Source organism: Pandoraea capi (assembly GCF_902459735.1).
GTDB lineage: Bacteria > Pseudomonadota > Gammaproteobacteria > Burkholderiales > Burkholderiaceae > Pandoraea > Pandoraea capi.
The window spans coordinates 233,747-256,547 of sequence record NZ_CABPRV010000003.1; the positions used below are offsets into that span (position 1 = coordinate 233,747).

Sequence of the window (22,801 nt, forward strand, 5' to 3'; positions counted from 1 at the left end):
GGGACGAGCGCTGCGCCAGCCTTGTTGCGACGCAGCACCGGCGCAATTTATGCGGTGGTATGCTGACGCCTCGTTTTGCATAGTATGGCAGGTGTCCTGGCAACCATGGCGAAACCGCCTAAACACAATGGCGAAAAATCGAACCCACCCCGCAAAAGCAAGTCGGAACCGGTGAGCGAGACGCCTGATGCGCACGTATCGTTGCGCGCGTTGCCCCCTGCCTCCTCATATGTTTCGTGCGTGTCGCCGTGCGCGTCTTCCGATGTTCCGGACGTGTATGGCTTGCACCACGTTCCGTATCTCTGGCGGCCCGAGCCGGCGTGCGCGCAAGCGCGATATGCCGACGATGTGTGCCGGGGCAGTGACGCCCGTCCGGTATCCCCAACCGGATCGGCTGCCCGGCAACGCGCGGTGCCCGCATGGTGCTCTCAAAAAAGGACGGCCGGTGTTCGCACCCACCGGCGCCTGAACGTCCACTTCGATTTCCCGACTTTGCATGGAGACAACCCCCATGACGCAAGCCAGTGTGAGCGCTAATGCGCTCAACGCCTCCTCCTCGTCCAATGTTGCTACGCGTGACCTGCCCGCCTGGGTGCGTCATCGCAAGCTGATCGACTGGGTTTCGCATATCGCGGCCATCACACAGCCGGAGCGCGTGGTCTGGTGCGATGGTTCCCAGGAGGAATACGACCGTCTGTGTGAGCAGATGGTGACCGCCGGCACCATGAAGCGGCTCAATCCCGCCAAGCGCCCCAATTCGTTCCTCGCGTTGTCCGACCCGTCGGACGTGGCGCGCGTGGAAGACCGTACGTTTATCTGTAGCGAGAAGCGTGAAGACGCCGGCCCGACCAATCACTGGATCGATCCGCGCGAGATGCGTACCACGCTCGACGGTCTGTTCCAGGGCTGCATGCGGGGCCGCACGATGTACGTCGTGCCGTTCTCGATGGGCCCGCTCGGCTCGCCGATCGCGCACATCGGCGTGGAGCTGTCCGACACGCCTTACGTCGCGGTGAACATGCGCATCATGACGCGCATGGGCCGCGCCGTGTACGACGTGCTGGGCGACGACGGCGAGTTCGTGCCGTGCGTGCATACCGTCGGCAAACCGCTCGCCGCGGGTGAGAAGGATGTGGCCTGGCCGTGCAACAACACGAAGTACATCGTCCACTTCCCCGAGACGCGTGAGATCTGGAGTTACGGGTCGGGATACGGCGGTAACGCGCTGCTGGGCAAGAAGTGCTTCGCGCTGCGTATCGCATCGAAGATGGGCCGTGACGAAGGCTGGCTCGCCGAGCACATGCTGATCCTTGGCGTGACCTCGCCCGAGGGCAAGAAGTATCACGTGGCGGCGGCGTTCCCGTCGGCGTGCGGCAAGACCAACTTCGCGATGCTGATCCCGCCGAAGGGCTTCGAAGGCTGGAAGGTCGAGACCATCGGCGATGACATCGCGTGGATCAAGCCGGGCAAGGACGGGCGTCTGTACGCGATCAATCCGGAGGCCGGCTTCTTCGGCGTGGCCCCGGGCACGAGCCAGAAGACGAATCCGAACGCCCTGGCGACGCTTGGCGAGAACGTCATCTTCACGAACGTCGCGCTGACGGACGACGGCGACGTCTGGTGGGAAGGCCTGACGGACACGCCGCCGGCGCACCTGATCGACTGGCAGGGCAAGGACTGGACGCCGGAGAGCGCGAAGGAGACGGGTCGCAAGGCGGCGCATCCGAACTCGCGCTTCACGGCGCCGGCATCGCAGTGTCCGTCGATCGACGCCGACTGGGAAAACCCGGCCGGCGTGGCGATCGACGCCTTCATCTTCGGCGGTCGCCGCTCGACGACGGTGCCGCTGGTGACCGAAGCGCGCGACTGGACCGAAGGCGTGTACATGGCGGCGACGATGGGCTCGGAGACGACGGCCGCTGCTGCCGGTCAGCAGGGCGTGGTGCGCCGCGATCCGTTCGCGATGTTGCCGTTCTGCGGCTACAACATGGCCGACTACTTCCAGCACTGGCTCGACACCGGCGCCCATCTCGACAAGACGGGCGCGACGCTGCCGAAGATCTACTGCGTGAACTGGTTCCGCAAGGGCGCGGACGGCAAGTTCGTCTGGCCGGGCTTCGGCGAGAACATGCGCGTGCTCGCGTGGATGCTGGGCCGTATCGACGGCGCGGCGCAGGGTGTCGAGAACGCGTTCGGCATCACGCCGCGTTACGAAGATCTGAACTGGAACGGGTTGTCGTTTACCTCGGCACAGTTCGACGACGTGACGTCGATGGACGATGCGGCGTGGCACGAGGAGCTGAAGCTTCACGCCGAGCTGTTCGACACGCTCAAGCATCATCTGCCGCAAGCGTTGCTCGATACGAAGGCTGACATCGAGCGTCGACTGAAGTCGTGAGTCGTGAGTCGTGAGTCGTGAGACGTTGCGTTGATGGCGCGCCACTCGCACGCCATTGACGACTCGCAACACAATCCCGCCGGGGGCAACATCGGCGGGATTTTTTATTGCCTTGTGAACCTTCCGAAAGGCGCGTCGGCAGCGGCGTCGACCGGTTTTCGATAGTCCTCCGGTGCTAGCATTTCTTTCGTCGTTCGAATGTGTGTTTCGGACGACGTTTTTCGTTTATGCGCAGATGGAGGTGCCCTATGCACATGATGTTGATCGAAGGGATCGATGAGCAGTTGATGCGCTCGATCCGGTCGCGGGCGGCGAAGTATGACCGAACACCCGAGGAGGAAGTGCTGACGATTCTGGCTAACGTGGCCCGCAAGCCGGGATACCGCTCATTCGAAGACGCGCTGATGGCGATACCGAACGTGGGGCTCGATAGCGATTTCGATCGGATCAACTGACATTAAGTGAGGCTGAGGTTGGGATGTATTTGCTCGACACCAATATCGTGAGTGAATATCGCAAGTCCGGCGGCGCTGACGTTGGTGTTCAACGGTTCATGCGACAGGTCAGCGATAGTGGGTCGCAGCGATATCTCTCTGTACTGACGCTGGGTGAGTTGAGACGCGGGGCATGCAAGTTGCGATACCGAAACGACGTTCATCAGGCCGCGCTGATGGAGAACTGGATTGAATCGGTAAAGCATAATTTTGATGGCCGAATTCTCGATATCGATCAGATCGTCGCCGATGTATGGGGACGTATGCGAGTGCCCCATCAGGAACACCCTGTCGACAAACTGATCGCTGCCACCGCGTTGGTTTATCAACTCATCGTCGTCACCCGCAACGTGAAAGATTTTTCCGGCACTGGTGTCGAGGTGTACAACCCTTTCGCGCAGTAGATCCACGCGCGAGAGGTTTACAGCCGGTTCTCTACGGCGAACTTGATCAATTCCGCTTGCCCTTCGATACCGAGCTTGCGTTTGATGTTGAGTCGATGGGTTTCGACCGTGCGCACGGACAAATCCATCTCCAGTGCGATTTGCTTGTTCGCGAGACCGTGCGCGATGCGCGTGAGGATCTCCCGCTCGCGCGGGGTGAGCGAATCGATGGGGGCGTGTGACGTCGATGCTTGTACGACGCGTGCGGCAATCGCTGCGCTGTAGTACGCCTCGCCACGTGCGACACGCTCGATGGCCGTCACGATTTCGTGAGCGGGGGCGTCCTTGAGCACGTAGCCACGTGCCCCAGCGCGTACGGCCTGGCGCACATATTCCGCGTTGTCGTGCATCGACAGAATCAGCACCGCAATGTGCGGAAACTGATCACGAAACTGCGCCGTCAACTCGATGCCGTTCGTGCCGCGCATGCTGATGTCCATCAGCGCGAGATCGGGGGATGACGTCTTGGCGCGCGTGAGAGCTTCCTGCGCGTTGCCCGCTTCGCCGACGACCTGCAAGTTGGGCGAGGCGTCGAATCGGGCGCGCAGCCCGTCGCGCACGAGCGGATGGTCGTCGATCAGCAGGAGGCGGATGGGATGGGTTTGCGTCATTTGCGGGAGGTTGCGCGAAGCGCCGCTTTCATCGCGGCGGGCGTGAGCGGAACCCACGCACTGATGGTAGTGAGGCCGGGCCACGACTGGATGCCGAGTGCACCGCCCACGGCGTCGAGACGTTCGCGCATATTGCGCAAACCGATGCCGTGACGCGGGTCGTGATGTACGTCGGTGACGTCGAAGCCGCGTCCGTCGTCGGCGATCGATAAATGAATGCCGTCGGGCTTGAAGATGAGCAGAATCGAGACTCGTGAAGCGTGCGCATGGCGCTCGATATTGGTCAACGCTTCCTGCGCGATGCGATAGAGCATCGTCTTGATGTTGTCGTCGAGCGCAAGCGCTTCGCCCTCGACGTTCATGTCGACGGGCAGTCCTGCGTGTGAGCCGAACTCACGCGCGAGTTGATCGATGGCGGCGGCGAGACCCAGGTCGTCGAGCATTGCCGGACGCAGCGCTTGCGAAATGCGACGGACCTCGCCGAGCGTGCCGTTCAGCCGTTCGATGGCGACACCGAGGGTGGTGCTCGCCGCAGCGGGAGAGCCGGGCAATCGCATCGACGCGGATTCGAGCAGCAGTTTGACGGAGACGAGCAACTGGCTGATGCCGTCGTGCAGTTCTCGCGAGATGCGTGCGCGTTCGAGCTCCTGCGATTCGACCACCTGGCGCGCAAGCTGACGCAGCTTCGCGTCGGCCGTCTTGAGTTCGGTGATGTTCACGACCAGTCCGCACAGGCCGACGATGGCGAGACACGACGATGCGATGAGCGTGATCCAGATCAGCGTGCGGTCGATGTTCGCTTGGGCGCGATCGTCCGATTCGCGCAGCGTGGCCTCCACGTCGTCAAGGTAAATCCCTGTGCCGATCATCCAGTTCCAGCGCGGCAGGGCGATGACGTAGCCGAGCTTGGGCGTCATTTGCTGACGGGAAGGCTTTTCCCAGGCGTATTGCACGTAGCCGCCCCCGGCGCGCGCGGCGGCGATCAGACGCTGAATCGTGGGGGCACCCGACGCGTCCTTGAGTGACCAGAGATTGTGGCCGACCAGTTCCGGCTGACGCGGATGCATGAGGCTGCGGCCTTCGAGGTCGTAGACGAAGAAGTAGCCGTCCTTGCCGAACTCCATACGCGCGAGCGTGGCGAGCGCAGCTTCGCGCGCAGCGGGCGTGTCGGGGCCGTCGTAGAGCGGCTCGATGGCGTTGCGCGCAAGGCCGACGTAATGCAGCAGCTCGGCCCGCTTGTTGGCCAGCGATGTGGTCTGCACGGCGTCGTGCTGCGCGCGTGAGAGCTCGTTACCCTGGTGTCGCACGGCCAGCGCGATGGCGACCATGGCCAGCGCGACGGGTAGGAGCGACAGGACGAAAAATTTCTGTCGGAGATTCATGGCATTCATTGAGCTTGCAATGCCGCATTACGCAGGTTTCAGCGGACTGACGCGACATGAGGTTACGTAATAGCACGTAGCGTTCCTGCGTAGTTTCGCGCTTGTGGCACGACGGGCAAACGCCAATACTACACGCCGAATCGTGGCCGGGGCTGGCTGCCGTCACACCCCGAAGAGGGAGATGCACAGCGAGCCGATGTAGCGCGCCTCGTTTCGGCATGGACTCACAACGGGTCCACGACGCCCACACGGCGTCACACCAAGAGGCGGAATCGTGCCAAAACGGCGCGGTCCCGGGATTGCTGCCCAGCACACCAATGCGGGCAGTTCCGAGGAGAGACAATGAATCGCATCTGGCAACAACTGCCCTGGGCAGCGGTGGCCGTCGTCGGCGCGTGCGCGCTCGGCACGGTGGCTCTATCGCGCGGCGAAACCGTCAGCGCACTCTGGATCGTGATCGCAGCCATCTGCGTGTATCTGATCGCGTATCGCTTTTACAGCAAGTTCATCGCCACCCGTGTGGCACAACTCGACGGCACGCGCATGACGCCGGCATGGCGTCATAACGACGGTCTGGACTACGTGCCGACCAACCGCTATGTGCTGTTCGGTCACCACTTCGCCGCGATTGCCGGCGCAGGGCCGCTCGTGGGGCCGGTGCTGGCCGCACAGATGGGGTATCTGCCCGGCATGCTGTGGATTCTCGCGGGCGTGGTGTTTGCCGGCGCCGTGCAGGACTTCATGGTGCTGTTCATCTCCACACGTCGCGACGGCCGCTCGCTGGGCGACCTCGTGAAGGCCGAGCTCGGCATGATCCCCGGCGTGATCGCGCTGTTCGGCGCGTTCCTCATCATGATCATCATTCTCGCCGTGCTGGCGCTGATTGTGGTCAAGGCGCTGACCGGTTCGCCGTGGGGCACGTTCACCGTCGGGCTGACGATCCCCATCGCGCTGTTCATGGGCGTCTATACGCGCTTCATTCGTCCGGGTCGCATCGGCGAAGTGTCGATCATCGGCTTCGTGATGCTCATGGCCGCGATCTACTTCGGTCAGAGCGTGCACGACAGCGCCGCGCTCGCGCCGCTGTTCACGTTCGACGGCAAGCAACTCACGTGGATGCTGATCGGCTACGGCTTCGTGGCATCGGTGCTGCCGGTGTGGCTGCTGCTCGCCCCGCGCGACTATCTGTCGACGTTCCTGAAGATCGGCACGATTCTGGCGCTCGCGATCGGCATTCTGGTCGTCGCCCCTGAACTGAAGATGCCTGCGCTCACGCAGTTCGTCGACGGTAGCGGTCCGGTCTGGTCGGGCAAACTGTTCCCGTTCCTCTTCATCACGATCGCGTGCGGCGCCGTGTCCGGCTTCCATGCGCTGATCTCGTCGGGCACCACGCCCAAGCTGCTCGACAACGAAGTCAACGCGCGCTTCATCGGTTACGGCGGCATGTTGATGGAATCGTTCGTGGCGATCATGGCGCTGGTGGCGGCATCGGTGATCGATCCGGGTGTCTACTTCGCGATGAACAGTCCGGCGGCTGTGATCGGCACGACGCCGGAGGCGGTGGCGCAAGTCGTCTCGGGCTGGGGATTCTCGATCACGCCGGACGTGCTGACCGCAACCGCGCAGGCCGTTGGCGAGAACACGATCATTTCGCGTGCCGGTGGGGCACCGACGCTGGCCGTCGGCATGGCGCACATCCTCCATCAGGTGGTGGGCGGTGAAGCGATGATGGCCTTCTGGTATCACTTTGCGATCCTGTTCGAAGCGCTGTTCATCCTGACGGCAGTCGACGCAGGCACGCGTGCCGGCCGCTTCATGCTGCAAGACCTGCTCGGTACGTTCGTGCCGTCGCTCAAGCGCACGGAGTCGCTGCCTGCCAACCTGATCGCTACCGCGCTGTGCGTGGCGGCGTGGGGCTACTTCCTGTATCAGGGCGTGGTCGACCCGCTGGGCGGCATCAATACGTTGTGGCCGCTGTTCGGTATCTCCAACCAGATGCTGGCCGCCATCGCGCTGATTCTGGCGACGTGCGTCCTGTTCAAGCTCAAGCGCGAACGCTTCGCCTGGGTCACGGTCCTGCCGACGCTCTGGCTGCTCGCCTGTACGCTCACGGCCGGCTGGCAAAAGATGTTCGACCCGGACCCGAAGGTCGGCTTCCTCGCCCACGCAGCGAAGTACCAGACGGCGCTGGCCGACGGCAAGCTGCTCGCACCGGCCAAGTCGGTGGCGCAGATGCAGCAGATCGTGTTCAACGACTACGTCGACGCTACGCTCGCCGGTGTGTTCATGTTTGTCGTGGTGGCCGTGGCGGTGTTCGGTTTGCGCACGATTCTGGTCGCACGTCGTGCCAACAATCCGACGGCCAGGGAAACGCCGTTCGAGCCGATGCCGGCAGGCCGTCAGGTCTGACGTCGACGTTCTTGTACAGGAGAGGTCATGCTCGATGAAGTCGGCAAGGTCGGACGATATCTGGGGCAGGCCATGCGGTTGATGGTCGGTCTGCCTGACTACGAGACGTACGTGGCGCACATGGAGGCCACGCATCCGGATCAGCCGGTCATGAGCTATGAAGCATTCTTTCGTGAACGGCAGGAAGCGCGCTACGGTGGCAAGAACGGTGGGCGCTGCTGTTGATCACGAGGGTGGACCCGGTGGTGCCAGGTTCGCGCGGTTTGTCCGGATCGTCTGGATCGGACGAGTCGTCTGATTTGTCCGATGTCCCCGATTCGGCGGCATGATCGATCACCCTTCGATCACGTCGCCGATAAAAAAACGCCTGATGGAGATCCCATCGGGCGTTTTGCTTTTTGCGACGTCATTTCAATGCGGTGCCTGTCGCATCAAGAGCCATCCGCTGGCATCACATCACTTTCGCGCATCGCGCGTTGGCGGCACTGCGACGGTAGCGGTCGAACACTTGGGCCACCACGCGTACCAGCAGGCGACCGGCCGGCAGCACGCGCAGCCCTTGCGCGTCGACGGCGACAAGACCATCGTCTGCCAGATCCACCAACTCGCCGAGTTCGTCTGCGAAGTACGACACGAAATCGATGCCATGCGCTTGCCCGACGGCGCCGAAGTCGAGCGACATGTGACACATGAGGCGCGAGATGACGTCGCGGCGGACGTGATCGTCTTCGTCGAGCTGCACGCCGCGTGCGATGGCAAGCGCGCCCGCGTCGATCGCTTCGTAATATGCCTTCAAGGTCTTCGCGTTCTGCGCGTAGCTGTCGCCGATGCGGCCGATGGCCGACATGCCGACGCCGACGAGATCGCAATCGGCCCGCGTGCTGTACCCCTGAAAGTTGCGATGCAACGTACCGGCTGCCTGGGCGAGCGCAAGTTCGTCATCGGGGCGCGCGAAGTGATCCATGCCGATGTAGACGTAACCGGCATCGGTCAGCCGGGCGATGATCGTTTGCAGCAGCGCGAGTTTTTGCGGCCCGTCGGGCAACGAATCGGGCAGGCAGCGCTGCATCTTGAATTGCTGCGGCAGGTGGGCGTAACTGAACACCGACAGCCGCTCCGGCGCCATCTCGATTACCGCGTCCAGCGTGTTCGAGAACGATGCCGTCGTCTGATGCGGTAATCCGTAAATCAGATCGAAGTTGACGGATTTGAAGCCGCACTCACGTGCGGCCTCCAGTGTGGCTTCGACCAGTGCACGAGGCTGCACGCGGTGAATGGCTTCCTGAACGCGTGGATCGAAGTCCTGCACGCCGATGGACAACCGGTTGAACCCGAGCGCACGCAGCGCACGGATCGACGCGGGCCCCGCGCTACGCGGATCGATCTCGATCGAGTACTCGGCGCTGTCGTCATGAACCATCACGAATTGACGGTCGATGGCGTCGATGAGCGATGCGATCTGTTCCAGCGAGAGGAAAGTGGGTGTGCCGCCGCCCCAATGCATCTGGGCCAGCGTGCGGCCGGCGCCGAGCAGCGATGCCTGTCTGGCGATCTCCGTATGCAGACGCGCCACGTAGGCATCGGCATGGGCGCGATTGTTCGTAACGATTTTTGTGCACGCGCAGTAAAAGCACACCGTGTCGCAGAACGGCACGTGGAGATAGAGCGAAATCGGTTTGCCGGTGCGTTTGGACTGGGCGGCGGCGCGGGCGTAATCGCTGGCGCCGAAGTCGTCGCGGAACTGGAGCGCGGTGGGGTAGGACGTGTAGCGGGGGCCGTTGACATCGTAACGGCCGAGCAGACGGGCATCGAACTGAATCGGCGCGGGCGAGGCGCCGCGCGACTGACAGGTCGACGTGCCGTGGGCGTGTTTCGCCTTGCCGGACCCGTGGGAGGTACAGCCGGGACACGGTTTTCCGGCCTGCGGATCGTCGGGCGCGTTGGCGCAAGGCGTCGACAAAATGGGGATGGAATGCATGACGAGGCCTGTAACAGTCGGTGATATTCGACTCTATCTGTGCACCGAACGGCGCGCCGTGACCTGCGTCAAATTCCCGGCTGGCGGCTTGGCTTGCGCGCGACCAAGGTGCAATTCGACGCAACGGTGCGTAAAACGATGCATCGGAAGGGCGTTTGCGCGTTGTCGTGCGCGTGCGGCATGACTGTCATGCGTCGAAATCATTGCCGCGGCAGGCAATTTTTCGTCGCCTACGGTAAGCTACGCCCTAATTACACTTAGCCTACCGCTTCATCGAAGTCCCCGCCGTGCCGATCGCTTTGGCGGCATGCGCGAGGCTCGCTCCGGACCGTCCGGGGCGGCGGTCCGACCGGCGCTCGCGAGTATGCGCAGCACCGGTATGTCGCCGGTCCGCCCCTACTCGTTGTTGCCGGAACGGCGCGGCAAATCACGACTGGAAACAACATGGACCGTCTGCAATCGATGCGCGTTTTCGTCAAAGTGGCCGATAACGGGAGTTTTGCCCGTACGGCCGCCCAGATGGATCTGTCTGCCGCTGTGGTCACGCGGCACGTCGCGGAACTCGAATCGCATCTCGGCGTTCGCCTGCTCAACCGCACCACCCGCAGCCTGTCGTTGACCGGCGCCGGTCAGGTGTACCTCGAACGCTGCCGGCAGATCATCGACGAAGTCGACGAAGCCGATGCCCTCATCTCCAGCGCCTCACGTGATCCGAAGGGGACGCTGAAGGTCGTTGCCCCTGTCTCGTTCGGCGTGCGCAACCTCGCGCCGCTGGTCAAGAAATATCAGGAATTGCACCCAAAAGTCGTGGTGGACCTCACGCTGACCGACCGCGCCGTCGATTTGGTCGAGGAGGGCTACGATTGCGGGATCCTGCTCACGCGCATGATCAACAGCGAAAGCCTGATCTCGCGGGTACTGGCGGAAACGCGCGTGATGCTGTGCGCCTCGCCCGCGTACATCGCCGAACATGGCGAGCCGGTCACGCCGCAGGAATTGGGCGAGCACGGCGTGCTGGGCCTGCCGAGCGAATTCTGGAGCGACGATCGTGTGTTCGCCGGACCGGATGGTGAAGTCCGGGTACGCGTGCAGAACAAGCTCATCTGCAACAACACGGCGCTGCTGCGTCAGTCGGTGTTGCTGGGGCACGGGATTGCGTTCCTGCCGTCGTATCTCGTGGGGAACGACGTGCGCGACGGCGATCTCGTCGCCCTCATGCGTAACTACTCCCAAACGCCCATCGACGTCTCGCTCGTCTATCCGAGCCGCAAGTATCTGTCGGCGAAGACGCGCGGCTTCATCGACCTCACGGTCGAGTATTTCCGCCAGAACGAAGGCATTTCGGCCGCCGAGCGCTGGGTGCCGCCGAAGCTGTCGTCCGGCGCGCCGGCTGCACCCACGAGCGAAATGCCGGTGTGAGGTGTTGCGTGAGGTATTGATCGCGCCAGATGGCAAAACGGCCACTCCCGTGAGGAAGTGGCCGTTTTTCATTGCCCCGGTGATCCGGGGCGCCATCGCGGTGACGCCAGCGATGGCGGGGTGAGATTTAGAACGGTGCGTCGTCCTCGTCGAAGGCCGCATCGTCGCCCTTGCCGGCAGTGGCCGACTTGGTCGCAGGTTTAGCCTTCGCGGTCGTCTTCTTGGCAGCGGCCTTCTTGGCCGGTGCCTTGGTCGCAGCGGTCTTGGCAGCAGTCTTGCGAGCCGGCGTGGCCTTCTCTGCCGCTTCTCCGTCCTGCTGGCCTTCGTCCGCACCTGCCTTCGCAGCCGTCTTCTTCGGCGCCTTCGCCTCGAATTCGAAGCCGATCTTGCCGTCCTTCTGCTTGGCCAGATATGCCTTGAACGTGCGACCGGTGCGCGACGACTTGAAGTTCGTCAGCAGGTCCGTCTTGCCCTCGGTGAGCAGCTTGTGAATCTGCTCGCGCGAGATTTCCTGCTGGAGAATCACCTTGCCCGACGTGAAATCGCAAGTCTTCGGGTTGGCCACGGCGTTCTCGCACACGTAGCGCATGCCGTGCTCGAACACACGTCCGTTGCACTTCGGGCAATGGCCGACCGGCTCCTGACCCGTGAAGTCCGGCGCTTCGCCGTCTTCGTCGCCGTTGTCCTGGCCGAAGTCGAATTCGAGCTTGTAGCCCATTTCGTCGTCGGGCGAGAGCTTGATGATGGCCGAGAACGGACGTCCCATCTTGCTGCGGAAACCCGACAGCGGACCGATGGTCTTGTTGCGCAGCAGTTCTTCGACTTCCGGAATTTCGAACTGACGTCCGCCCGGGATCTTCGAGATCGAGAAGTTGCAGTTCGTGCAGGCGAAGCGCCGGTAGTTCTCCTTGACCACGCCGCCGCAATGCGGGCACGGCGTGCTGAGCGTCGCGTAGTCGCCGGGGATGGTGTCGGAGTCGTATTCCTTCGCACGCTTGACGATGGTCTGCGTCATTTGGGCGATCTCATGCATGAACTCGTCACGCTTGAGGCCGCCGCGCTCGATCTGCGAGAGCTTGGCTTCCCATTCGCCCGTCAGTTCGGGCAGCGTGAGTTCGTCCACGCCGAGGCCGCGCAGCAGCGTCATCAACTGGAACGCCTTGGCCGTCGGATGCAACTCACGGCCTTCGCGCACGAGATACTTTTCCGTGAGCAGACCTTCGATGATCGCCGCACGCGTGGCTGGCGTGCCGAGACCCTTGCCGGCCATCGCTTCGCGCAGTTCGCCGTCTTCGACGAGCTTGCCCGCGCCTTCCATGGCGGAGAGCAGCGTGGCTTCGCTGTAGCGTGCAGGTGGTTTGGTTTGCAAACCGACCGCCGCGACCTTGTCGACGCCGACCTTCTCGTCCTTGGCGACCGGCACGAGGTTCGGTTGCTCTTCCTTGGCGGCCTTGCCGTCGTCGGCGCCTTCCTTGCCGTAGATGGCGAGCCAGCCGGCCTGCACGAGCACCTTGCCTTCGGTCTTGAAGTGATGACCGACCACTTCCGTGATGCGGGTCGTCACCTGATACTCGGCCGCCGGGAAGAACACCGCCAGGAAGCGTTTGACCACGAGGTCGTACAGCTTCTGCTCCGGCTCGGAGAGGTTCTTCGGCGCCTGGAGCGTCGGGATGATGGCAAAGTGATCGCTGATCTTGCTGTTGTCGAAGATCCGCTTGTTCGGCTTGACCCAGTCCTTGTTCAGGACCTGGTTGGCGAACTGATGATAGTTGTTGCTCTCCTTGAGCACCGCCATCGTCTCTTTGACGGTCTCCAGATAGTCTTCCGGCAGCGCACGGGCATCGGTACGCGGGTACGTCAGCACCTTGTGCTTTTCATACAGCGCCTGCGCCAGACCGAGCGTGTTCTTGGCCGAGAAACCGAAGCGGCTGTTGGCCTCGCGTTGCAGGCTCGTCAGGTCGAACAGCAGCGGCGAGAGCTGGCTCGACGGCTTCGATTCTTCGGTGACGGTGCCATGCTTGCCGCGTACGGCGGCGACGACCGATTCGGCCGCAGCCAGACTCCACAGACGCGAATCGCGCTGCTCGGGGTCGAATTCGTTGCGCTTGAAATTCGGGTCGAACCAGCGGCCTTCATAGAACCCGGCGGCGGCGACGAACTCGGCCTTCACTTCCCAATAGTCGCGCGACACGAACTTGCGAATCTTCTCTTCGCGCTCGACCACGATCGACAGCGTGGGCGTTTGCACGCGGCCCACGGTCGTCAGGAAGAAGCCGCCGCCCTTGCTGTTGAAGGCGGTCATGGCGCGCGTGCCGTTGATACCGACCAGCCAGTCGGCTTCGGCACGGCTGCGCGCAGCGTCGGCCAGCGGCAGCATGTCGCCGTCCGTGCGCAGGCGCGTGAAGCCATCGCGGATCGATTGCGGCGTCATCGACTGGAGCCACAGACGCTTGACCGGCTGCTTCGCCTTCGCGTGTTGCGCGATCAGACGGAAAATCAGTTCCCCTTCACGCCCCGCGTCACAGGCGTTGATCAGGACATCCACGTCCTTGCGCTTGATGAGACGGGTGAGCACCTTCAGACGCGACTCGCTCTTGGCGATCGGCTTGAGGTCGAAGTGCGGGGGAATCACGGGAAGGTTGGCGAAGCTCCACTTGCCGCGTTTGACTTCATAGTCTTCCGGCGCGCCGATTTCGACGAGGTGGCCAACCGCCGACGAGACGACGTAGTCGTCGTTCTCGAAGTACTCGTCATGCTTGGTAAAGCCGCCCAGCGCCCGCGCGATGTCATTCGCGACAGACGGTTTCTCGGCAATGATCAGAGCTTTTGACATGACGTTAAGTAATGTTGAGGGGGTGTCGCCAGGCGACATTCGTTGGCTTTATAACATATAGCCAATCCGGCGTTGCCGTCGGATCGGGCACAAGGCGTGCCTGAAAGCGGCACATCATAAGCGCGTCGCAGGCCGGCGGCAAGGGTGGGGCCGGCCCGGCCGCCGTGGCGCTGTGGCACGGCGTCGCAGCGTTTCCGAATGGGGCGCTGCCTCGTTCCGGCAGGTGCTATCGGGCACCGGAACCGGTCGCCAGGACGGCTGCCGCCATCCGTCACACCGCCGTCAATCAGCAAGCAGGTGCTCGCGCAGCGCCGGTGCGACCACCGTAGCGTCGCCCAGTACGCCGGCGTCGAGCATTCGCTCCAGAATGCCGATGGCCGGCAGCACGGGGCCGAAGAAGCGGGCCTGTCCGGCGGACTGGGGGGCGTCCTGAATCAGCAGCGTCGGAAAGTTCTCGATGTCGTGGTCGTCCAGCCAGTCGGCGTGCGTTTCGATATCCACCCAGACGAAACACCAGTCGGGATGCTTCGCCGCCAGTTGCTCGAACGTCTGCGCGTATTCACGGCACGTGCCGCACCACGCCGCGCACAGGCACGCCACCAGACGCGGGTTGCCATTGGCCAGCGCAGCGGCAAGCGCGGGACGGTCGGCGACGGGATCGAAAACGGGCATGGTGTCGGGGTATCGGTTCCGGGATTGGGGGGGCGGGCAGGGCGCTCATGCAGCCTCTCGCCGGACGAAGCGGCCACCGGGCAGACGGCCGATGCGGCCGTCCAGCTCAAGCACGCCGAGCTGCGACAGCACGGCCGCGACGCTCAGTCCGGTGCGCTCACACAGGGTGTCGGCGCTGACGGGATCATACCCCAGCGCTTCCAGAACTGCTGTCGTGGCCGGCGCCGTCGGCTCGGGGGACGTGATGGGGTGGACAGGCGGCACGCCCTGCGACGCAATGCCCATGGCTTCCAGGACATCGTCGGGGGAGGTGGCCAGCGTCGCGCCGTCCCGGATAAGCACATGGCAGCCCCGGCTCTGCGGCGCGTGGATGGAGCCCGGGACGGCGAGCACGTCGCGTCCCAGTTCGCCCGCCAGACGCGCCGTGATGAGCGATCCCGACTGCGTCGTGGCCTCGATGACCACCGTGCATCGCGCGAGCGCGGCGATGAGCCGGTTGCGGCGCGGGAAGTGCTCGGGCCGGGGCGGGGTGCCGACAGGGAACGCAGAGAGCACCAGCCCGCGCGCTGCGATCTGCTCGGTCAGTGCGCGGTGACGCGCCGGATAGACGACGTCCGCGCCGGTGCCGATGACCGCACATGTGCCGCCTGCCGTGTCGAGCGCGCCTTCGTGCGCTGCTGCGTCGATCCCGGCAGCGAGCCCCGAGACGACCGTCACGCCGGCGTCGCCCAGCACGCGGGCGAAATGCCGGGCGTTGTCGCGGCCCTGCGGGGTGGCGCGGCGGCTGCCGACCAGCGCTGTCGCGCGCGCTCCGGCGGGACCCGCACGATTCGCGAGTCCGGCGTCGCCCCGGCAGTACAACATCGGCGGTGGGTCGCCAAGTGTCAGCAGCGCACGGGGATACGCCGCCTCGGACAACGTGACGACGGCACATCCCGGGCGATCGGCCCATTCGAGCGTAAGGGCGATCTGCGCGTGAAGTTCTGGCGATGTTCGCGCCAGCAGGCGTGCCGCGACGTCCACCGGAACGACATCCGTCAATGCGGCGCGTGAGGCGCCGAAGATCGCGGCGGGCGGGCCGAATGCCGTCAGCAAACGGCGCACCGCAGCGGGCGGCACGCCGGGCGTATGACACAGCCGCAGCCAGTCCTTGATTTCCTCGCGATCGGCGCCGATCTGCGAGTGGATGCGGGGATCAGCCCCTGAATCAGCCGCCGCGTGTTCCCGTGCGGACGTCGAATCGAAGGGCGTGACGCTGGCGTCGATTCCGACGCAGGGAAGGCCGGTAACGTCGACGGGGCGGGCATTGCCGACGGCCGGGGCCGTTTCGACCGCCAGCATCGGCGGGAGCGCTATGCTAAAATTTTTCATCATCCGGTAAGCATTGACCGGGGGGCCAGAGCAGGCGAAGCGCGCGACAGCGTTTCGCCACGCACCCAGCCATCGCAAGATTGTGCGTTGGCGGCGGCCCGTGAGGCAATGCGGCGAATTCCCGTTTTCATCATGGCATTACTACCCATTCTTCAGTATCCCGATCCGCGTCTGCACAAGGTGGCCAAGCCGGTCGCCGAGGTCGACGACCGGATCCGTCAGCTCGTCAAGGATATGGCCGAGACCATGTACGACGCCCCCGGCATCGGCCTCGCCGCCACGCAGGTCGACGTCCACGAACAAGTCATCGTGATGGACCTCTCGGAAACGCGCGACGAATTGCGCGTGTTCATCAACCCGAAGATCGTCTGGCGCAGCGACGAACAGAAGGTCTACGAAGAGGGCTGCCTCTCCGTGCCGGGCATCTACGACGAAGTCGAACGTGCCGATCGCGTGCGCGTGGAGGCACTCGACGAGAAGGGCGAGAAGTTCGTCATCGACGCCGACGACCTGCTCGCCGTGTGCATCCAGCATGAGATGGATCACCTCAAAGGGCGCGTGTTCGTCGAGTACCTCTCGCCGCTCAAGCGCAACCGCATCAAGTCAAAGATGAAGAAGCAGGCCGAGCGCGCCTGAGCGTCTTCCGACCTTCTTCCGCCTTCTTCCCGCCTGAAAGGGCCGCCCGCCGTGGGCGCGCCCGGTAAAGTCCTCTATACTTGCAGCGCTCGCGGGCCATGCGCCCGCCTTCTGCTGCTGCGACGGGGCGTCTCGAACGTCTGCCGTCGGGCCAAACTCCCGACTGTCTGCCGAGATGTCCATCGCTACCCATACGTCACCTGCGCCAGCTTCATCCGCCTCGTCGTCTGCGTCCCGTACCCGCACGATCTTCTGGCTGAGCGCAGCGCTCCTGTTTGCCTTTCTGCTCGCCGGTCTGTTCGACCGCGATCCGTGGAAAGCCGACGAGCCGTATTCGGTCGGCATGGTGCTGAACTTCTTCCGCGGGCACGACCTGATCGTGCCGCGCGTGGGCGCCGACCCCTTCGTGGAGAAGCCGCCGGTCATGTACTGGACGGGCGCGTTGTTCGCCCGGCTGACGTCCGGCGCGCTGCCGGTCTTCCAGGGCGCGCAGATCGCCGTGCTCGTGTGGCTCGTCATCGCGGTGCTCTGTGTGGGACGTCTGGCACAGCGACTGCACGGCACTGACCGGTTCAACTGGCTCGCGCCGATGCTCATGGTCGGCAGCTTCGGCGCCATCGAAAACATCCACAAACTGACGGCAGACGTGCCCCAACTGGCCGGGGCCGCACTCGCACTGGCCGCGCTGGCGCGTCTGGCGAGAGCCGAGAACGCCGCGCGCCTGTGGGGCCTGCTGTTCGGCACGGGCGCGGGGATCGCGTTCCTCAGCAAGGGGCTGCTGGTGCCGGGCGTGCTCGGGCTGACCGCGCTGGCCGTGCTCGTTCTGCCGGCCTATCGCACGCGCCGCTATGCGGCAGCGCTCGGCTGGGCGGTGCTCGCGTCACTGCCGTGGCTGATCATCTGGCCGGTGCTGTTCTGGCACGCTTCCGAGCCGCTGTTCATCGAGTGGTTCTGGGATAACAACTTCGGACGTTTCTTCGGGTTCGTCCATCTCGGCGGTGAGCGCAAGTCGTACTGGAACGACGTGACGAGTCTGCTGGGGCTGACCTTCCCTGCGGGCTGGCTCGCAATCGGTGCGCTGGTGGCGCAGTTGCGCCTGGGCGGCGTGCGGCGCTTCGTCGCCGAGCGCCCCGAACTCGCCATGCTGTGGCTGTATGTCGCGCTGTTCGTACTGACGCTGGTGGTGTCGTCGGCCATCCGCGATATTTATATGTTGTCGCTGTTCCCCGCGATCGCGGTGCTGGGCGCGGGCGTGCGTCTGCCGTCGTGGCTGGAGAAGACGTGGTCCGGCGTGGCGCTTGTCCTCATGAGTGTTCTGGGCCTTTTCCTCTGGGTACGCTGGGGCTTGCAACTGACCGGCAATGGTCATGTCGCGGCCGGTCCGATCGGCAAATGGCTGCCGCTCGACTACGTGATGCCGTTCTCGCCGGGTCTGGTGCTTGCGGCACTCGTCATCGCCGGATTGTGGGTAACGGCCATCGTGCGTCGCCGTCAACTCGGCGCGCTGGTCTTCGGATTCGCTGGCCTGTTGTTCGTGTGGGGCACGCTCTCGACGTTGTTGCTGCCCTGGGTCAACGAGGCACGTAGCTATCGCACGCCGTTCGCGGCCCTCGGTGAGGTGCTGGCAAAGGCGCCGAAGACGGTTGCTTCCGAAGCGAGCACTTGCGTCGGATCGTTCAATGTCGGCGAATCGGAGCGCGGCATGCTCGACTATTTCATCGACGTGCGTCCGGTGCAGTTGACGAGTCTGGCGGAGGCGCCGCGCTGCGGCAGGTTGCTGGTGCTCGACAAGGCCAACGCCCGCATTTCGGTGCCCGGTGGCTGGCAGGAAATCTGGCAAGGCGGACGCGCAGGCGATACGAACGAGCGTTTCCGGGCCTTCGTCCGGTCGGCTGCGCAGGGTGCCGTGACGGCTGCCCAGTAAGCCGACGCCGACCGTTCGTTCGCGCCCATCCAAGTATTCAGGCTGTCCGCAGGAGGAAGTCCATCATGACGCTTCGCATCGTTTTCGCCGGTACGCCGGAATTTGCACAAACCGCGCTCGCCGCCATCGATGCTGCTGGCTTTTCTGTGGAGTTGGTGCTCACTCAGCCGGATCGTCCTGCTGGACGAGGAATGAAGCTGCAAGCCAGTCCGGTAAAACGTTACGCGCAGGAACACGGCATGCCGGTGGCGCAGCCGCCGTCGCTGCGACGCAACGGGAAGTATCCGGAAGTCGCGTCGGCGGCGATCGACCAGTTGCGCGCGCTCGCGCCGGACGTCATGGTCGTGGCGGCCTACGGCCTGATCCTGCCGCAGGAAGTCCTCGACCTGCCACGCTATGGCTGTCTGAACATTCACGGGTCGTTGCTGCCGCGCTGGCGCGGCGCGGCGCCGATCCATCGCGCCATCGAGGCGGGCGACGCCGAGACCGGCATCACCATCATGCAAATGGACGCCGGCCTCGATACGGGCGCGATGATCCTGCGCGAAGCCGAGCCCATCGGGCCGGAAGACACCACGGCCACACTGCACGACCGCATGGCGGCGCTCGGCGGCAAGCTGATCGTCGAGGCCCTGCAACAACTCGCACGCGACGGCCACCTGCCGTCCGAGGCGCAGCCCGAAGCCGGGGTGACCTACGCCGAGAAGATCGCCAAGCAGGAAGCGGCGCTCGACTGGCACAAGTCGGCCGAGGTGCTGGCCCGTCAGGTGCGGGCGTTTGACCCGTTCCCCGGTGCGTTGGGCACCGTGCACGACACGCCGGTGAAGCTGTGGCGCGCCAGCCCGGTTGCAGGCAAGCCGGGGGTGACGCCGGGCACGGTGCTGGAAGTGAGCGCTGACGCCATCGTGATCGCCTGCGGTGAAGGCGCGCTGCGCGTGACCGAATGCCAGAAGCCGGGCGGCAAGCGCCTGCCGGTGCGCGAGTTCCTCGCCGGGTTTGCGTTGGCGGCGGGTGATGTCTTTACGTCGGGCGCATCGCGTTGAATTTATTGGGATGACGGCGTTCTGGACATCAAAACAGTACGAAAATGGCGTAAAACGTCGTTGAAGTCGCGTTGAATCGCATCGAACGTCTGAAAAATGCCCGGCTGGACACGTCAGGCGTTGAATTTTCGGGATGCGCCGCCATCTAACGCCCGAGGACACGCAAAGTGCGTGACTTCTTGAGGTCATCAAGAATTTGCAGAGGAGAACACCATGTTCAATTGGATGAAGACCACCCTGCTGATGGCGGCCATCACCGCGTTGTTCATGGTGGTGGGCGGCATGATCGGCGGCAAGCAGGGCATGATGCTCGCGCTGGCGTTTGCGCTCGCGATGAATTTCTTTTCGTACTGGTTCTCGGACAAGATGGTGCTGCGCATGTACAACGCGCAGCAAGTCGACGAGACCAGCGCACCGCAGTTCTACAACATGGTGCGCGAACTGGCGCAGCGTGCCGGACTGCCGATGCCGAAGGTGTACCTGATCAACGAGGACGCCCCGAACGCATTCGCCACCGGCCGCAATCCGGAGAACGCTGCCGTGGCGGCGACGACCGGGATTCTGCGCGTGCTCTCCGAGCGAGAGCTGCGCGGGGTGATGGCGCACGAGCTGGCGCACGTGAAGCATCGCGACATTCTCATCTCGACGATTTCCGCGACGATGGCCGGTGCGATTTCCGCGCTTGCGAACTTCGCCATGTTCTTCGGCGGGCGCGACGAGAATGGTCGTCCGGCCAATCCGATCGCCAGCATTGCGGTGGCGATTCTCGCGCCGCTGGCCGCGTCGCTGATCCAGATGGCGATCTCGCGTGCCCGTGAGTTCGAAGCGGACCGGGGCGGTGCCGAGATCTCCGGCGACCCGCAGTCGCTGGCGATGGCGCTCGACAAGATTCATCGTTATGCGCAGGGCATTCCGTTCGATACGGCCGAGCAGCATCCGGCCACGGCGCAGATGATGATCATGAATCCGCTGTCCGGCGGCCGTCTCGCCAATTTGTTCTCGACGCACCCGGCGACGGAGGAACGCGTTGCGCGTCTGATGGAGATGGCCCGCACCGGGCAATATCCCGTCTGATATCCTGTCGCCCGACAGCCGTCCGATAGTCCTCATGCCCGCCGTCGCGCGGGCATGTTCGTTTTCAGAATGCCCATGCCGCAACCGAGTCTGCCCACCGAATCCCTCGCCTACGCGCTGCAACGCGCCGCTCAGGCCGTCGAATCCGTCCAGAAGGGCACCGCTTTGCCGCAGGCGCTTGCACAGGCGACCGTCCAATGCGCACCGACCGTGCGCGCCGCTACGCAGGATCTCGCTTACCGCGCCGTCCGGCGTCTGGGTAGCAGCCGGGCGCTGCTCGCGTTGCTCGTCAAACCGACGCTTCAGGCCCGCGTGCGCGACATCCTGCTGTGCGCTCTCGCGTTGCTGCAAGACGAGCCGGACGGCGCGGCATACACCGAATTTACCGTCGTCGATCAGGCCGTCGAGGCCATTGCCGCGCAGCGTCGCACCGTGGCGGCCAAGGGGCTCGCCAATGCGGTACTGCGACGCTTTCTGCGCGAACGTCGCGAACTGATGGCAGCCATCGCCTCGCAACCCGAAGCCCGCTGGAACTACCCGGCGTGGTGGATCGATACCGTGCGCGCAGCCTACCCGGATCAATGGGAGACGTTGCTGAGCGCGGGCGACAGCCGGGGTCCGATGACGCTGCGTGTGAATACGCGTCGCGTCAGCGTTGAGGCGATGCGCGCGAATCTGGCTGCCGCGGGCATGGACGCGGAGGTTATCGGTCCGGTCGCGCTGCGTCTTGCGCAGGCCGTGCCGGTGGATCGCCTGCCGGGTTTCGCCGACGGCTGGGTGTCGGTGCAGGATGCGGGCGCGCAACTGGCGGCGCCTCTCGTGCTTGGCGAGCACCCGCGCGCCGGCATGCGTGTGCTGGATGCCTGCGCGGCGCCGGGCGGCAAGACCGGTCATCTGCTGGAAATGGCGGACGTTCACGTCACGGCGCTCGAATCCGATCGCACGCGAGTGCCGCGCATCTACGAGAATCTCGAACGTCTGGGGCTGGAAGCCGACGTGCGTATCGGCGACGCGGGCACCCCGTCGAAGTGGTCGGGCGGCGGTTGGGACGGCGTGCCGTTCGACCGGATTCTGGCGGACGTGCCGTGCTCGGCCGCCGGTATCGTGCGTCGCCATCCGGACATTCGCTGGCTGCGTCGCGAGGCCGACATCGCCGCGCTCGTCGAGGAGCAACGTCGCATTCTGCTGGCCCTCTGGGAGACGCTGGCCGTAGGCGGCGAACTGATCTACGCGACGTGCTCCGTCTTTCCATCGGAAAACGAACAACAAGCGCAATGGTTTGAACGGGTTCGCGCAGATGCGGTACGATTGGACGCTCCCGGGCAACTGCTGATGACGCCCGGCGGTGCCCACGACGGCTTCTACTACGCTCGTTTCCAGAAACGGTGACATTTTCCCAACGGCTACTGGCCTGCCTGCTGCCGCTGCTGCTGAGCGTCTTCGCGCTCGGCTATGCGGCACCCGCGCGCGCCGAAAACGATATCCAGGTGCGCGAGGCCCGGCTAGAACCGTCCGACGGTGGCTGGACGCTCGACGCACGCTTTGCCTTCGAGCTCAACAGCAGTCTCGAAGACGCCGTCAATCGTGGCGTCTCTCTGTACTTCACGACAGATTTCGAACTCACGCGCTCGCGCTGGTACTGGTTCGACGAGAAGGTCGTGAATACGTCGCAAAGCGTACGGCTGTGGTTCCAGCCGCTCACGCGTCAGTACCGTGTCTCCAGCAATAACGGCAACAGCAACAGCGGCGGTCTGCAACTCGGCTTCGGCTCGTTGCGCGAAGCCCTCGCGCTGGTGCGCAACGTCAGCGGCTGGCGCGTGATCGACAAGGGCGTGGTCAAGCCGGGCACGCAGTATCAGGCGTCCGTGCGCATGCGTCTGGACAATGCCCTCATGCCCAAGCCGTTCCAGATCGACGCCGTGAACAACCGCGACTGGAACCTCAGTTCGGACTGGGTCCGCTTCCTGTTCTCTCCGGCACAACCGTCGGCGGCGGCGAGCCTCTCGTCACCGACGCCGCCGTTGGCGGCCACGGTGTCGATGCCTGTGTTGCCCTCCTCGCGTCTGTCGCTCGCGCCGCCCGGCACGTCGACCGGCGGCGGCTTGTCGGGACTG

At 64.3% G+C, this 22,801-nt stretch carries 17 protein-coding genes and 1 pseudogene; 12 read left to right on the forward strand and 6 right to left on the reverse strand.

The features are described 5' to 3' along the window. The first annotated feature begins 511 nt into the window (after positions 1–511). From PCA20602_RS07770 to PCA20602_RS07780, 3 genes are all read left to right on the forward strand, one after another. On the forward strand, positions 512–2,398 hold the full coding sequence (locus PCA20602_RS07770; RefSeq protein WP_246182080.1) for a phosphoenolpyruvate carboxykinase (GTP): 1,887 nt from the start codon (positions 512–514) through the stop codon (positions 2,396–2,398). Positions 2,399–2,646: 248 nt separating this feature from the next. After that, the gene (locus tag PCA20602_RS07775) at positions 2,647–2,853 is read left to right on the forward strand and encodes a DNA-binding protein (RefSeq protein ID WP_150720733.1); all 207 of its coding nucleotides are present in this window, start codon (positions 2,647–2,649) and stop codon (positions 2,851–2,853) included. 23 nt (positions 2,854–2,876) lie between these two features. Beyond that, positions 2,877–3,296, forward strand: a complete 420-nt coding sequence (locus PCA20602_RS07780) for a type II toxin-antitoxin system VapC family toxin (RefSeq protein ID WP_150720734.1) — start codon at positions 2,877–2,879, stop codon at positions 3,294–3,296. 17 nt (positions 3,297–3,313) lie between these two features. Here PCA20602_RS07780 and PCA20602_RS07785 read toward each other — a convergent pair whose 3' ends face one another. Together PCA20602_RS07785 and PCA20602_RS07790 are read right to left on the reverse strand one after the other, a co-directional pair. Beyond that, positions 3,314–3,946, reverse strand: a complete 633-nt coding sequence (locus PCA20602_RS07785) for a response regulator (RefSeq protein ID WP_150720735.1) — start codon at positions 3,944–3,946, stop codon at positions 3,314–3,316. After that, positions 3,943–5,328, reverse strand: coding sequence for a cache domain-containing protein (locus PCA20602_RS07790; protein WP_150720736.1), 1,386 nt, complete (start codon positions 5,326–5,328; stop codon positions 3,943–3,945). Before PCA20602_RS07790 ends, PCA20602_RS07785 begins: the two co-directional genes overlap by 4 nt. A gap of 342 nt (positions 5,329–5,670) precedes the next feature. Between PCA20602_RS07790 and PCA20602_RS07795 the strand changes: the two genes are divergently transcribed. Together PCA20602_RS07795 and PCA20602_RS07800 are read left to right on the forward strand one after the other, a co-directional pair. Further along, positions 5,671–7,737 carry a carbon starvation CstA family protein gene (locus PCA20602_RS07795; protein ID WP_150720737.1) on the forward strand — a complete coding sequence of 689 codons (2,067 nt, stop codon included), beginning with the start codon at positions 5,671–5,673 and terminating at the stop codon, positions 7,735–7,737. Positions 7,738–7,764: 27 nt separating this feature from the next. Next, positions 7,765–7,962, forward strand: a complete 198-nt coding sequence (locus PCA20602_RS07800; protein WP_150720738.1) for a YbdD/YjiX family protein — start codon at positions 7,765–7,767, stop codon at positions 7,960–7,962. A 226-nt stretch (positions 7,963–8,188) separates the two neighbouring features. Here the strand turns inward: PCA20602_RS07800 and hemN are convergent, their stop codons facing one another. Further along, positions 8,189–9,715 carry an oxygen-independent coproporphyrinogen III oxidase gene (gene hemN, locus PCA20602_RS07805; protein WP_150720739.1) on the reverse strand — a complete coding sequence of 509 codons (1,527 nt, stop codon included), beginning with the start codon at positions 9,713–9,715 and terminating at the stop codon, positions 8,189–8,191. A 444-nt stretch (positions 9,716–10,159) separates the two neighbouring features. Here hemN and PCA20602_RS07810 point away from each other — a divergent pair, with 444 nt between their 5' ends. Further along, positions 10,160–11,134 carry a LysR family transcriptional regulator gene (locus PCA20602_RS07810; protein ID WP_069340564.1) on the forward strand — a complete coding sequence of 325 codons (975 nt, stop codon included), beginning with the start codon at positions 10,160–10,162 and terminating at the stop codon, positions 11,132–11,134. A 127-nt stretch (positions 11,135–11,261) separates the two neighbouring features. Here the strand turns inward: PCA20602_RS07810 and PCA20602_RS07815 are convergent, their stop codons facing one another. The 3 genes from PCA20602_RS07815 to dprA all read right to left on the reverse strand — a co-directional run bounded on the left by PCA20602_RS07815 (position 11,262) and on the right by dprA (position 15,980). Beyond that, entirely contained in the window at positions 11,262–13,967 is a 2,706-nt protein-coding gene (locus PCA20602_RS07815) for a DNA topoisomerase III (RefSeq protein WP_150720740.1), read from the reverse strand. A gap of 282 nt (positions 13,968–14,249) precedes the next feature. Beyond that, positions 14,250–14,639 carry a thioredoxin family protein gene (locus PCA20602_RS07820; RefSeq protein WP_150720741.1) on the reverse strand — a complete coding sequence of 130 codons (390 nt, stop codon included), beginning with the start codon at positions 14,637–14,639 and terminating at the stop codon, positions 14,250–14,252. 45 nt (positions 14,640–14,684) lie between these two features. Then, positions 14,685–15,980 (reverse strand): DNA-processing protein DprA, encoded by a 1,296-nt coding sequence (dprA, locus tag PCA20602_RS07825; RefSeq protein ID WP_150720742.1) that lies wholly within the window; start codon positions 15,978–15,980, stop codon positions 14,685–14,687. A 162-nt stretch (positions 15,981–16,142) separates the two neighbouring features. Here dprA and def point away from each other — a divergent pair, with 162 nt between their 5' ends. From def to PCA20602_RS25990, 6 genes and pseudogenes are all read left to right on the forward strand, one after another. Continuing rightward, positions 16,143–16,646, forward strand: a complete 504-nt coding sequence (gene def / locus PCA20602_RS07830; RefSeq protein ID WP_069340613.1) for a peptide deformylase — start codon at positions 16,143–16,145, stop codon at positions 16,644–16,646. Positions 16,647–16,821: 175 nt separating this feature from the next. Beyond that, the gene (locus tag PCA20602_RS07835; protein WP_150720743.1) at positions 16,822–18,570 is read left to right on the forward strand and encodes an ArnT family glycosyltransferase; all 1,749 of its coding nucleotides are present in this window, start codon (positions 16,822–16,824) and stop codon (positions 18,568–18,570) included. A 65-nt stretch (positions 18,571–18,635) separates the two neighbouring features. Then, a complete protein-coding gene (gene fmt / locus PCA20602_RS07840) occupies positions 18,636–19,613 on the forward strand; it encodes a methionyl-tRNA formyltransferase (protein ID WP_150720744.1) in 978 nt (325 codons plus the stop codon). A gap of 213 nt (positions 19,614–19,826) precedes the next feature. After that, positions 19,827–20,687 (forward strand): zinc metalloprotease HtpX, encoded by an 861-nt coding sequence (gene htpX, locus PCA20602_RS07845; protein WP_069340568.1) that lies wholly within the window; start codon positions 19,827–19,829, stop codon positions 20,685–20,687. Positions 20,688–20,762: 75 nt separating this feature from the next. Then, complete coding sequence (gene rsmB, locus PCA20602_RS07850) at positions 20,763–22,076, forward strand: 16S rRNA (cytosine(967)-C(5))-methyltransferase RsmB (protein WP_150720745.1); 1,314 nt, start codon at positions 20,763–20,765, stop codon at positions 22,074–22,076. After that, positions 22,073–22,669, forward strand: a pseudogene (locus PCA20602_RS25990) (DUF4390 domain-containing protein); the annotation flags it as partial. The gene rsmB and the pseudogene PCA20602_RS25990, both read left to right, overlap by 4 nt. Positions 22,670–22,801: the final 132 nt, after the last annotated feature.

Excerpts from the sequence above, each read along its gene's own strand:
- hemN (WP_150720739.1), bottom strand. The coding sequence starts at position 9,715 with ATGCATTCCATCCCCATTTTGTCGACGCCTTGCGCCAACGCGCCCGAC.
- PCA20602_RS07780 (WP_150720734.1), top strand. The coding sequence starts at position 2,877 with ATGTATTTGCTCGACACCAATATCGTGAGTGAATATCGCAAGTCCGGC.
- PCA20602_RS07800 (WP_150720738.1), top strand. The coding sequence starts at position 7,765 with ATGCTCGATGAAGTCGGCAAGGTCGGACGATATCTGGGGCAGGCCATG.
- fmt (WP_150720744.1), top strand. The coding sequence starts at position 18,636 with ATGACGCTTCGCATCGTTTTCGCCGGTACGCCGGAATTTGCACAAACC.
- PCA20602_RS07835 (WP_150720743.1), top strand. The coding sequence starts at position 16,822 with ATGTCCATCGCTACCCATACGTCACCTGCGCCAGCTTCATCCGCCTCG.
- PCA20602_RS07815 (WP_150720740.1), bottom strand. The coding sequence starts at position 13,967 with ATGTCAAAAGCTCTGATCATTGCCGAGAAACCGTCTGTCGCGAATGAC.
- PCA20602_RS07795 (WP_150720737.1), top strand. The coding sequence starts at position 5,671 with ATGAATCGCATCTGGCAACAACTGCCCTGGGCAGCGGTGGCCGTCGTC.
- PCA20602_RS07775 (WP_150720733.1), top strand. The coding sequence starts at position 2,647 with ATGCACATGATGTTGATCGAAGGGATCGATGAGCAGTTGATGCGCTCG.
- dprA (WP_150720742.1), bottom strand. The coding sequence starts at position 15,980 with ATGCTGGCGGTCGAAACGGCCCCGGCCGTCGGCAATGCCCGCCCCGTC.
- PCA20602_RS07820 (WP_150720741.1), bottom strand. The coding sequence starts at position 14,639 with ATGCCCGTTTTCGATCCCGTCGCCGACCGTCCCGCGCTTGCCGCTGCG.
- htpX (WP_069340568.1), top strand. The coding sequence starts at position 19,827 with ATGTTCAATTGGATGAAGACCACCCTGCTGATGGCGGCCATCACCGCG.
- PCA20602_RS07810 (WP_069340564.1), top strand. The coding sequence starts at position 10,160 with ATGGACCGTCTGCAATCGATGCGCGTTTTCGTCAAAGTGGCCGATAAC.
- rsmB (WP_150720745.1), top strand. The coding sequence starts at position 20,763 with ATGCCGCAACCGAGTCTGCCCACCGAATCCCTCGCCTACGCGCTGCAA.
- PCA20602_RS07785 (WP_150720735.1), bottom strand. The coding sequence starts at position 3,946 with ATGACGCAAACCCATCCCATCCGCCTCCTGCTGATCGACGACCATCCG.
- def (WP_069340613.1), top strand. The coding sequence starts at position 16,143 with ATGGCATTACTACCCATTCTTCAGTATCCCGATCCGCGTCTGCACAAG.
- PCA20602_RS07770 (WP_246182080.1), top strand. The coding sequence starts at position 512 with ATGACGCAAGCCAGTGTGAGCGCTAATGCGCTCAACGCCTCCTCCTCG.
- PCA20602_RS07790 (WP_150720736.1), bottom strand. The coding sequence starts at position 5,328 with ATGAATCTCCGACAGAAATTTTTCGTCCTGTCGCTCCTACCCGTCGCG.